This is a genomic window from Burkholderia sp. HAN2018 (assembly GCF_024704855.1).
Classification (GTDB): domain Bacteria; phylum Pseudomonadota; class Gammaproteobacteria; order Burkholderiales; family Burkholderiaceae; genus Burkholderia; species Burkholderia cepacia.
The window spans coordinates 1-10,702 of the sequence record NZ_QOBB01000231.1 but is presented as its reverse complement, the minus strand read 5'-3'; the positions used below and the strand labels follow the sequence as shown (position 1 = coordinate 10,702).

The window sequence follows — 10,702 nt, the reverse complement described above, 5'->3', positions numbered from 1 at the left end:
CGACGCTCGACGCGATCATGGAGCGCGTGCTCGGCGCGCGCGAGCGCAGCCTGCTGTCGGCCGTGCCCGCGCTGCTCGGTACACGCTTCGGGCGGCTGCGCGACGCGGAGCGGCAGGCGCTGGCCGATGCCGAATCGGCAGCCGCGGCCGCAGCGGATTCCGCGGCCGATCCCGCCGATGACGGCGCGGCGATCGTCAACAGCCCGGCCGTCGCGGCGATCGTGCCCGGCGCATGGCTCGATACGTTTCGCGACGAGATGCAAAGCATCCTGCTTGCCGAACTCGAAGTCCGGTTTCAAACGGTAGACGGGCTGCTCGCGGCCCTTCGCACCTGCTAATCAACACGATATGTCCAGAATTCGCCTTGATCTCGTTGTCTTCGTCGCCGGTCTGCTCGCTGTGGGCTGGATCGGCGTCGGCTATGTCGCGTCGAACCCGCTGGCGTCGGCCGTCACGCTGCTGATCGCCGCGTGCTACGTCGCCGGCGCATGGGAACTGCTGCGCTACCGGCAGGCCACCGCCACGCTGTCGCACGCGGTCGCCGGCCTGACCGAGCCGCCCGCGAAGCTCGACACGTGGCTCGACACGCTGCACCCGGGCCTGCGCGGCGCCGTGCGCGCGCGGGTCGAAGGCGCGCGCGTCGCGCTGCCGGGCCCGTCGCTCACGCCTTATCTCGTCGGCCTGCTCGTGCTGCTCGGCATGCTCGGCACGCTGCTCGGGATGGTCGTCACGCTGAAGGGCACGGGCGCCGCGCTCGAAAGCGCGACCGATCTCGACGCGATCCGCGCGTCGCTGATCGCGCCGGTGAAGGGCCTCGGCTTCGCATTCGGCACGTCAATTGCCGGCGTGGCGGCGTCCGCGATGCTCGGCCTGCTGTCCGCGCTCGTGCGCCGCGAGCGGATCGACGCGGCCCAGCAGCTCGACGCGAAGATCGCGACGACGCTGCGTGTGCACTCGTCCGCGCATCAGCGCGACGAGTCGTTCCGGCTGCTGCAGCGCCAGGCCGACGTGATGCCGGCGCTGGTCGACCGCCTGCAGACGATGATGACGTCGCTCGAGGCGCGCAGCGTCGCGCTGCACGATCGCCAGATCGAAAGCCAGCAAGCGTTTTTCGATCGGACCGAGCGTGCGTATGCGGGCCTCGCGTCGAATGTTGGGGACGCACTGAAGGAAAGCGCCGCCGAAAGCGCGCGCGTGGCCGGTGCCGCGCTGCAGCCGGTCGTCGCCGCGACGATGACGGGGCTCGCGCAGGAGATGGCCGCGCTGCGCGACACCGTGACGGGCGCCGTGCAGCGTCAGCTCGACGGGCTGACGGACGGCTTCGAGAAGACCACCGGCAACGTGACGGCCGTCTGGAGCCGCGCGCTCGACGAACAGCGCCGTGCGGGCGACGCCGTCGCGCAGCAGTTGCAGACGACGCTCGGCCAGTTCACCGAGACCTTCGCGCAGCGTTCGACGGACCTGCTCGACGGCGTCGCGACGCGCCTCGAATCGACCGAAAGCCGCCTGTCGGATGCCTGGCGCGATGCGCTGGCGCGCCAGGAGCAGGTCGGCGAGACGCTGGCCGGCCAGCATGCGCGTGCGCTGGGCGAGGCCGCAGCGACGTTCGAACGCCATTCGGGCGCGACGCTTGCCGCGATGCGCGAGTCGCACGCGGGGCTGCAGACCGAGCTGGCGGCGCGCGACGAACGGCGCCTCACCGCGTGGAACGAATCGCTGGCCGCGATGGCCGCGAAGCTCGGCGACGAATGGCAACGCGCAGGCGAGCACAGCGCGGGCCGTCAGCAGGAAATCTGCGACGCGCTGGCGCAAACGACGCGCGACCTGACCGCGCAGGCTTCGGCTTTCGAACAGCGCTCGAACGACCTGCTGTCGACGATTCGCGATTCGCACACGGGTTTGCAGACACAACTGGCGGCGCGCGACGAAGAACGTCTCACCGCGTGGAACGAATCGCTGGCCGCGATGGCCGCGAAGCTCGGCGACGAATGGCAACGCGCAGGTGTGCATAGCGCGGGCCGTCAGCAGGAAATCTGCGACGCACTGGCGCAAACGACGCGCGACCTGTCCGCGCAGGCTTCGACCTTCGAACAGCGCTCGAACGACCTGCTGTCGACGATTCGCGATTCGCACACTGGCCTGCAGACACAACTGGCGGCGCGTGACGAACAACGCCTCACCGCGTGGAACGATTCGCTGGCCGCGATGGCCGCGAAGCTCGGCGACGAATGGCAACGCGCAGGCGTGCACAGCGCAGGCCGTCAGCAGGAAATCTGCGACGCACTGGCGCAAACGACGCGCGACCTGTCCGCGCAGGCTTCGACCTTCGAACAGCGCTCGAACGACCTGCTGTCGACGATCCGCGATTCGCACACGGGCCTGCAGACGCAACTGGCCGCGCGCGACGAGGAGCGCCTCACCGCGTGGAACGAATCGCTCGCCGCGATGGCCGCGAAGCTCGGCGACGAATGGCAGCGTGCGGGTGTACACAGCGCAGGCCGTCAGCAGGAAATCTGCGACGCACTCGCGCAAACGACACGCGACCTGACCGCACAGGCTGCAACGTTCGAACAACGCTCGAACGACCTGCTGTCGACGATCCGCGAGTCGCACACGGGCTTGCAGACGCAACTGGCCGCCCGCGACGAAGCACGCCTCGCCGCGTGGAACGACTCGCTCGCCGCGATGGCGGCCGCGCTGCGAGACGAATGGGCGCACACGAGCGCGCAGGCCGCGACGCGCCAGCAGGACATCTGCGACACGCTGGCCCGCACCGCGAACGACATCACCGCGCAGGCGCAGGTGCATGCGAGCGACACGATCAACGAGATCGCGCGCCTCGTGCAGGCTGCGTCGGAGGCGCCGAAGGCCGCGGCCGACGTCGTCGCCGAACTGCGCCAGCGCCTGTCCGACAGCCTGGTACACGACACCGCGATGCTCGAGGAACGCAGCCGCCTGCTCGCGACGCTCGAAACGCTGCTCGGCGCGGTCAATCACGCGTCGACCGAACAGCGCACCGCGATCGACGCGCTCGTCAGCACGTCGGCCGACCTGCTCGACCGCGTCGGGGCGCGCTTCAACGACACCGTCGACGCCGAAACGCGCAAGCTCGACTCGGTGGCCGCGCAAGTCACGGCGGGCGCGGTCGAAGTCGCGAGCCTCGGCGATGCGTTCGGGATGGCCGTGCAGGTATTCGGCGAGTCGAACGACAAGCTGCTGACCCATCTGCAACGCATCGAGGCCGCGCTCGAGAAGTCGCTCGCGCGCAGCGACGAGCAGCTCGAGTACTACGTCGCGCAGGCGCGCGAGGTGATCGACCTGAGCATGATGTCGCAGAAGCAGATCGTCGAAGACCTGCAGCAGCTCGCCGGCCGGCGGGCGTCCGTCGGAGCGTAACGCATGCACGACGAAATCGACGGCGGCGCGTCCTCCGCGCCGGTGTGGCCCGCGTTCGCCGACCTGATGTCGGTGCTGCTCGGCGCGTTCGTGCTGATCCTCGTCGGCGTGATCGGCATGCAGTTGCAGCTCACGTCGAAGCTCGAGGAAGCCGTGCGCGCGCGCCAGCAGGAAGCGCAGCAGCGCAAGTCGCTCGAGCAGGCGCTCGCCGGGCCGCTCGCGGCCGGCCGCGTGACGCTCGTGAACGGACGCATCGGCATCAGCGGCAACGTGCTGTTCGCGCTGAACTCCGACCAGTTGCAGCCCGCCGGCCGCGACCTGCTGAAGACGCTGGCCGCACCGCTCGCCGCCTACCTGAAGACACGCGACGAGATCCTGATGATCAGCGGCTTCGCCGACGACCAGCAGGTGCATGCCGGCAACCGCCAGTTCGCGGACAACTGGGAACTGTCGGCCAAGCGCGCGTTGACGGTCACGCGCGCGATGATCGACGCCGGCGTGCCGGCGTCGTCGGTGTTCGCGGCCGCGTTCGGCTCGGAACAGCCGGTCAGCTCGAATGCGGACGATGAAGGCCGCGCGAAGAACCGTCGCGTGGAGATCGCGCCGGTGCCGCGCAAGTCGGCATCGAACGGAGGGAACGCGAAGTGACCGACGACGCGACGCATGTTCGCGCGACACTCGACGCATGGCGCGAGCAGGGCGCCGACCGGCTCGACCCCGTGCGCTTTCTCCGGATCGACGCGCTCGAGCGGCGTGCGGCTGCGCTCGAAGGCAACGCGCGCGGGCTGCTCGACGCGCGGCTCGCCGCGCTGATCGAAGGCTTCGCGGCGGTCGTCGCGCGGGCCGACGAAGCGAAGGCCGCCGCGGGCGACACCGCGCAAGCCGCCGATGGTGCGGCCGGACGCGGCCCGTCGCTGGCGGCGCTTGTCGAACGGCTCGGCCGCGATGCGCAGGCCGACCGGCGCGGGCTCGATCCCGAGCTGGTCGACTACTTCCGCACGATGTGGTCGAAGGTCCGCACCGAACAGCAGTACCGCCAGTCGCTCGACCAGGTGCCGCGCAACGCGGGGCCGCTCAATTCGAACAGCCTCGTGCACCGGTCGCTCGCGACGATGCGCGAGCTGTCGCCGGAATATCTGCAGCAGTTCCTGTCGTACGTCGATGCGCTCGCGTGGCTCGAGGATCTCGCCGGCGGCGGCGCGCAGCCCGAGAAGGAAGCCCCGCGCGCGAAGACGGTGAAGAAGGGCGCGCGCGCCAAGAGCCGGTAGCGCGCCAGCACGCGCCGTCCGCGCCGCGCGCCGGTCACATCGACGTCAGGCCCGACGCCGGCGCGCTTTGATAGCGGGCCGCGCTGATGAATTTCGAGAAGCGTTCGCACCAGATCACGACCGACGTGTATTGCGCGGGATTCACGTCGTCGGGAAGCGCCACGACGAAATTGCCGAATGTCTTCAGGTCGCCCACGCGTACGGCGCGCGCCTTGATCGCGAGGAACGACGCTCGCGTATCGACGAAGGCCGGCACGAGATAGAGCTTGTAGTCGGGGCCCGGTGCGATGTCGCCCTCGAACGCGATCGACGAATCGGTGACGGTCAGCTTGCCGTCCGCCCAGTGCAGCGCGTCGCTGCCCGGCAGGTTGCGTTCGAAGCGGCCGGTATGGCGCGCGTTTTCCGCGGCCACTTGCAGTTCGACGGCGCTTGCGCCTTCCGTCGCCGTGAGGATCGGCAGCACGTAGATGCCCGCGGCGAACGCCGCGAGCCCCGTCGCAAGATGCGACGCGATCAGTATCCAGATTCTGGTTTTCATGTCGGACCCTTTGAACGAAAACGGAGGGTGGCGCCGGGCCACATGCCGGTAGTCGCGCGAGCCGGCGGAATCTGACAGCCGATCGGGTTTTCGTTCAACACGCCGTTACACGCCGTTCGTGCCGGCGTGCCGCGTGGCACCTGCACCGTGACGCGACGCCGGATTTCTTCTTCGGCGAGTGTCATCTTTGCGCACGCGGCGCGACTCACTCTCCGTCGACAACATCGTCGATGCTCAGGAGAGATCAGATGAACAAGCTTGCTCTGTATGTTCTCGCGACGGTTGCCGCGACCGCTTCCGCTTCTATTTCCGTTTCCGCGTGGGCCGCGCCGCAGTCCACCGTGACGCGCGCGGAGGTGAAGGCCGAACTGGCCGCCCTGCGTGCGGCCGGCTACCGCCAGAACGGCGAAGACCCGTACTATCCGGCGCGGCTGGCGGAGGCGCTGAAGAAGGTCGGTTCGACCGGCACGTCGGCGGCCGATACCAGCGGATACGGAATGGCAGCACCGGTCGCGAGCGAATCGGGTCCGATGGCGGCCGACAGGCCGATCTATCGCGGACGATGATCCGTGCCGGACGTTGCGCCCGTCGATGGGCGCGGCGTCCGATTAATCCGGACTGCGATGGACTTCCGGTTACGCAACGTCAGCGTGCTGGCGTGCCTTCGGCAATCTCCGCGCCGAACGCGTGCAACGCCTCGACCAGCGCCGCCGCGAACGGCGGATGCGCGGCGATGCCTGCCGCGTCGAGCTGGCTGCCGAGGATCGGGAGCGAGATCGACGCGCGCTCGACGATGCGCGCCGACATCACCGACAGCGTTTCCCGCAGCGCCGCGTCCGCATGCGTCGCGCGCGGCGATGCGTTCAGCACCGCGACCGGCTTGTACACGAACGCTTCGCATCCCACGACCCAGTCGAGCGCGTTCTTCATCACGCCGGTCACGCCGTGTGCGTATTCCGGGCAAGCGATCAGCACGCCGTCGGCGGCGTTCAGGCGATCGATCAGGTCGCGCACCGCGGCGGGCGACGGATATTCCGCGTCGGGGTTGAACAGCGGAAATTCGCCGAGGCGATCGAAGCGCGTGATGTGCGTCCCGGGCGGCGCGACGCGTGCCGCCGCATCCAGCAGCGCCGCGTTATACGACTGCGCACGCAGGCTGCCGCATAGCGCGACGAGGTCGATGCGGCGCTCGGAATCGGGTTGGAGTTCGGTAGCCATTGAGGAGCGTGTCGTTGAGTGGTTTGCGCGAGGGGGGCGCGCCGGCCCGACGGATTATCGCATCGGCGCACGGGCGGAGTGACGCGCTTGGGCGCCCCCGTGCAAGCGGTGCGGTTCGCGCCTTTCCCGCGGAAATCCCGGGTGGCGACATTCTGCGGCAACGACGTCGGCCATCCCGGCCGCGCGCGCGAATGCGCCGATTTCCCACCCGTTGCCGAGCAGCAGACGACGCGTATGCAGCGCGCCGTGCACGTCGTCGGCAACGGCTTCGCCGAGATAGCGCAGCGCGCGGCCTTCGATGTCGACGAAGCCGTGTCGATAGTCATGGGCCAGCGCGGTCCACAGCTGCGCCGCGCCGATCGACTGACGTGCGCCGCTGATCAGGCACAGGCCGGCGTCGAGTCCCCAGCGATACAGCGTCGTCGCGAGGCCCTTGCGTTGCGCGGATCCGCGCAGCCGCGTGTGCGGCGCGCGCAGGTAGCGGTCGGCGCGACGCGGGATTTCGGGCAGGCGGTTGAACACCGTATAGCCGGCGAGCTGGCGCGCGGCCGGATCCTCGACGTACAGGAAGTATTCGCCGTCCGCCTCGCGGTGGCGGACGATCAGGCCGGAGCGGCCGAGCGCGACGGCCGGCAGGCCGTGCAGGCGATGGCCCGGCTGGTGCAGGCGTGCGTAGAGCGAGTCGAGTTCATCGTCGATGTCGTGCTGGGAATGCTGTACGTCGATGCGCATGGCAAAAGGCGCCCGTCCCGGGCGGTCCGAGAAAGTGGTTCATCGCAAGAGGGGAGAGGAATGGGTGCGGCCCCCGGGCTCGGCGAAGCGAGCCGGGGCCGCGACTCAGCTGGGGATGTGCTGGAAACCGGCGGCGATCGCGGCGAGGCCCGCGATGCAGAGTGCGAACAGGATCAGGACTTTGTGAATCACGTCTCTCTCCTCATGAATGCGCGGCGCCGAAGGGCGGTGCCGCGGAGACGGTGACGGCGGGCACGGCCCGCGCGGCCGTCGTGCGCGACGACGGTCGGGTGTCCGGGCGACCGATCGGGCGCGGACGGCCAGCACCATACGCGAGGCGCCGGGAGCGGGCAATCGTATCGGTGGAGAAAAGCGACGAAACGCGGAGAATCGCATCGTTTCGCGACAATTGGCCGCATGGGAGCATGCCGTAGCCTGAGCGGAGGGCCGGCCGGACAGTCGCTGCCGTGCACCGCGCGCCCGGCTGGTGCCGGCCTGGCGAACCGACTACACTGCACGGTCAACGCAAAACGCACCACGCAAGGATTCCTCCATGGGAGCTGGCCCGTCCACGGATCGCTGAGCCGCAACGACCTTCGTCAACCGGTCGTTGCGGCGATCTCCCGTTGTCCATCGCTGACCAGGCAGATCGCCGCCAGATTTCCCTTTCTGAGCGGATGCCTTGTCATGCCTGAACAATCCACGCCCGTGTGGGCCCATTCGTTGCCGTCGGCGCTCCTGCTGATGGCCCCTTTCGATCTCCTCGCTTCGCTGGCGATGGACGTGTACCTGCCGGTGATCCCGGAGATGCCGTCCGCGCTCGGCACGTCGCCGGCCGTCGTCCAGTTGACGCTGAGCGTCTACATGGTCGTCCTCGGCCTGGGCCAGATGATCTTCGGCCCGTTGTCGGATCGCATCGGCAGACGGCCTGTGATGCTGGGCGGCGCGCTGTGTTTTTCGGCGGCTTCCCTGGCGCTTGCGGTCACCACCGGCGGCGTCCCGTTCGTCGTGCTGCGCGCGCTGCAGGCGCTGGGCGCCGCGGCGGCGCTCGTCGCCACGTTCGCAACCGTTCGCGATGTCTACGCCGATCGCCCCGAAGGCCGCATCATCTACAGCCAGTTCGGCGCGATGCTGGCGTTCGTGCCGGCGTTGGGCCCGCTGCTGGGCGCGGCCATCGCGACGGCCTGCGGATGGCGCGCGATCTTCGCGATGCTCGGCCTGCTGGGGCTGCTGGCATGCGGGCGCGCGTGGCCGCGCTGGCACGAAACGCGTCCGCGGACGGCAAACCGGCAGGGGCCGTCCGTCGCATCGATTCTCGGCAGCCGGCCGTTCCGGGTTCACACGCTCGCGTTTGCGGCCTCGATGGGCGCGTTCTTCGTGTTCTTCTCGACCGCGCCGCGCGTGCTGGTCGGTGTGGCCGGTTACTCGCGCGTGTCGTTCAGCGTGGCCTTTGCGACTGTCGCGATCGTCATGGTCGTCGTCTCGCGCTTCGCCGGGAGATTCGTGTCGAAGTGGGGCGAGGCGGGCTGCGTGGCGCGAGGCGCGGTCGCGATGATGGCGGGCGCGATCGTGCTGGCGCTCGGCACGATCCTGACGAAGCCGTCGTTTGCGACGTTCGTGATGCCGATGTGGCTGGTTGCGGTCGGCATCGTGCTGATGTCGGCGGTGACGGCAAACGGTGCGCTGCGCGATTTCGGCGATGTCGCCGGCAAGGCAGTGGCGCTTTATTACGCGGTGCAGAGCGTGATCGTCACCGGCGTGGGCACGCTTGCGACGCTGGTGTTCGACGGGGCCACCGCGTGGCCGCTGGCGGCTTGCTGCTTCGGCATGGGCCTCGCGAGCTTCGTCGCGATCAGGAGGCTGACGCGTGCGACCGGCCATCTGCATGACGGGCGCGCTCGCGGCGTCGGTTTCGACTGAGCGCGCGCGGCGACGCACGGCGATTTCCGGCGGCGCGGCGCTCCGGCGGAGTCGCGGGCGCGCGGCCGGTGCCGTCAACCGTGGGCTGGGCCGCAGGCCCCGCCTTGTGCCGCCGTGTCAGGCCGGCGCGCGTTGCCCGAACGCCTGCCTCATCCGCGCGAACAACCCGTGCTGCGCGATCCATTCGGCATACGCGCGATAGTCGGGGTCGCGCATCAGGTGCCGTTCCTCGGTCTTCGCCCGCGTGTAGTAGATCAGGTTGACCGCGACGAGCCCCGCGCAGTGCATGAGCCCGACCTGCCAGCCGAGCGGTTCGACGAACGGTACCGACACCATCCAGTACGACAGGTTCTTCGTGATGTACGCCGGATGCTTCGTGAAGCGGTACGGGCCCGACGTGATGATCCCGCGGTTGGTGAGGTTCGAGAAACGCAGCCCGAACGAGATCGTGCACAGCGCGTAGGTCAGCAGCAGCAGGATGATCACCGTGCCCCAGATCACGCGCAGCGTCGGGGCCGACAGCAGCCAGTTGTCCCAGAACAACGTGCCTTCGTAGCGGATGTAGTTGTTCGAGAACAGCGACCAGAACGGCTGGTAGCACATCAGCGCGGCTACCCAGCCGAGCGTCGTCGGCTCGACGGTGCGCACGTGGCTGTCGAGGATGCGGAACGTGCACAGGTAGCCGACGGTGCCGAACATCAGGTCCATCGTGAACGACAGGTCGTACATGAACATGAAGGTCGCGATCGTCGCCGGCGCGTGCATCGCGTTCGCGAGCGACGCGGTCAGGTGATCGGCGTCCTTCGACAGGTAGACGGTCATCAGCGGCAGGAAGAACGCCTTCACGCCCCAGCCGGCCAGCATCTCGCGCACCGGCTTCCAGCTCGCGGGCTGCTCGCGGCGGAACAGGAAGCGGCCCCACAGCAGGTACGCGTCGTCGGTCTCGCGCTGGTGGCGATCCATCCACGCGAAGTAGAACGGCGCGGCGACGATCACGTACGGCGCGAGCGAGCGCAGCAGCGACCAGAACGGCCGGTAGAACGCGCCGTGGTATTCGGGCAGCAGCCAGTAGATCGCGCCGATGCCCGCATAGATCGACGCCAGCGCGCCGAGCCGCGTCGCGACGCGCGCGATGCCGAGCGGGCGGACGGCCTGCCGCGACAGGCCCGCGCTCGGACGCAGGTAGACGCGCGAGATGAAGATTTCGTGCAGCGCGATCGTGCCGATGATCGCGAGGCTGGCGATGACCGCGCGCGTGGCCGCATCGAAAGTCGGCTGGCCGCGCGTGATCCACAGCGCGAACAGTCCGGCGGCGATGCCGAGCAGGCCGGCGCGCAGGGGCGTGGCGGAACGGGGCGGGCGGTCCTGGACCGCGGCGATGCCGTCAAGCGTGGAGTTCATGATCGGATCCTCGTACGGGTGAAGGCCGGCGCCCCCGCTTGGCGGGTGACGCCGGCCGTCGGCCGGGCTTTGTATGGATGCGCGCCCGGCCATTGGCCTGTGGTTCTGATAGGTAAAGCGTTACTTCTTGGTGCCGCCGCCCAGCAGACCGCCGAGGAGGTTCGTCACCGGCGACAGCAGGTTGCCGGCGCCGCCCGCGGCACCGCCGTTCGAGCTGCCGGTCAGGCCG

10 protein-coding genes are annotated in these 10,702 nt (G+C 69.2%); 6 read left to right on the top strand and 4 right to left on the bottom strand.

What is annotated here, in order from left to right; all coding sequences use genetic code 11:
• From DPV74_RS34265 to DPV74_RS34250, 4 genes are all read left to right on the top strand, one after another.
• Nucleotides 1-338, top strand: a 338-nt coding sequence (locus DPV74_RS34265; RefSeq protein ID WP_119338804.1) for a DUF3348 family protein, incomplete at its 5' end; no start/stop codon positions are given.
• Nucleotides 339-348: 10 nt separating this feature from the next.
• Nucleotides 349-3,396 carry a DUF802 domain-containing protein gene (locus tag DPV74_RS34260; RefSeq protein ID WP_119338803.1) on the top strand — a complete coding sequence of 1,016 codons (3,048 nt, stop codon included), beginning with the start codon at nucleotides 349-351 and terminating at the stop codon, nucleotides 3,394-3,396.
• A 3-nt stretch (nucleotides 3,397-3,399) separates the two neighbouring features.
• A complete protein-coding gene (locus DPV74_RS34255) occupies nucleotides 3,400-4,044 on the top strand; it encodes an OmpA family protein (RefSeq protein ID WP_021163899.1) in 645 nt (214 codons plus the stop codon).
• Nucleotides 4,041-4,664, top strand: a complete 624-nt coding sequence (locus DPV74_RS34250) for a DUF2894 domain-containing protein (protein ID WP_119338802.1) — start codon at nucleotides 4,041-4,043, stop codon at nucleotides 4,662-4,664. Before DPV74_RS34255 ends, DPV74_RS34250 begins: the two co-directional genes overlap by 4 nt.
• Nucleotides 4,665-4,698: 34 nt before the next feature.
• Here the strand turns inward: DPV74_RS34250 and DPV74_RS34245 are convergent, their stop codons facing one another.
• Complete coding sequence (locus tag DPV74_RS34245; RefSeq protein ID WP_027790874.1) at nucleotides 4,699-5,202, bottom strand: DM13 domain-containing protein; 504 nt, start codon at nucleotides 5,200-5,202, stop codon at nucleotides 4,699-4,701.
• A gap of 248 nt (nucleotides 5,203-5,450) precedes the next feature.
• Between DPV74_RS34245 and DPV74_RS34240 the strand changes: the two genes are divergently transcribed.
• Nucleotides 5,451-5,768: a DUF4148 domain-containing protein gene (locus tag DPV74_RS34240; RefSeq protein WP_119338801.1), complete on the top strand. Its 318-nt coding sequence runs from the start codon at nucleotides 5,451-5,453 to the stop codon at nucleotides 5,766-5,768.
• Between the two features lie 79 nt (nucleotides 5,769-5,847).
• Here the strand turns inward: DPV74_RS34240 and DPV74_RS34235 are convergent, their stop codons facing one another.
• Nucleotides 5,848-6,420: an NADPH-dependent FMN reductase gene (locus tag DPV74_RS34235; protein ID WP_119338800.1), complete on the bottom strand. Its 573-nt coding sequence runs from the start codon at nucleotides 6,418-6,420 to the stop codon at nucleotides 5,848-5,850.
• 54 nt (nucleotides 6,421-6,474) lie between these two features.
• Nucleotides 6,475-7,152 (bottom strand): hypothetical protein, encoded by a 678-nt coding sequence (locus DPV74_RS34230; RefSeq protein WP_060171275.1) that lies wholly within the window; start codon nucleotides 7,150-7,152, stop codon nucleotides 6,475-6,477.
• Between the two features lie 687 nt (nucleotides 7,153-7,839).
• Between DPV74_RS34230 and cml the strand changes: the two genes are divergently transcribed.
• Entirely contained in the window at nucleotides 7,840-9,072 is a 1,233-nt protein-coding gene (cml, locus tag DPV74_RS34225; protein ID WP_119338799.1) for a CmlA/FloR family chloramphenicol efflux MFS transporter, read from the top strand.
• Between the two features lie 117 nt (nucleotides 9,073-9,189).
• On the opposite strand, the gene DPV74_RS34220 is transcribed toward cml, so the two are convergent.
• Entirely contained in the window at nucleotides 9,190-10,473 is a 1,284-nt protein-coding gene (locus DPV74_RS34220; protein WP_027790879.1) for an isoprenylcysteine carboxylmethyltransferase family protein, read from the bottom strand.
• Nucleotides 10,474-10,702 lie beyond the last annotated feature (229 nt).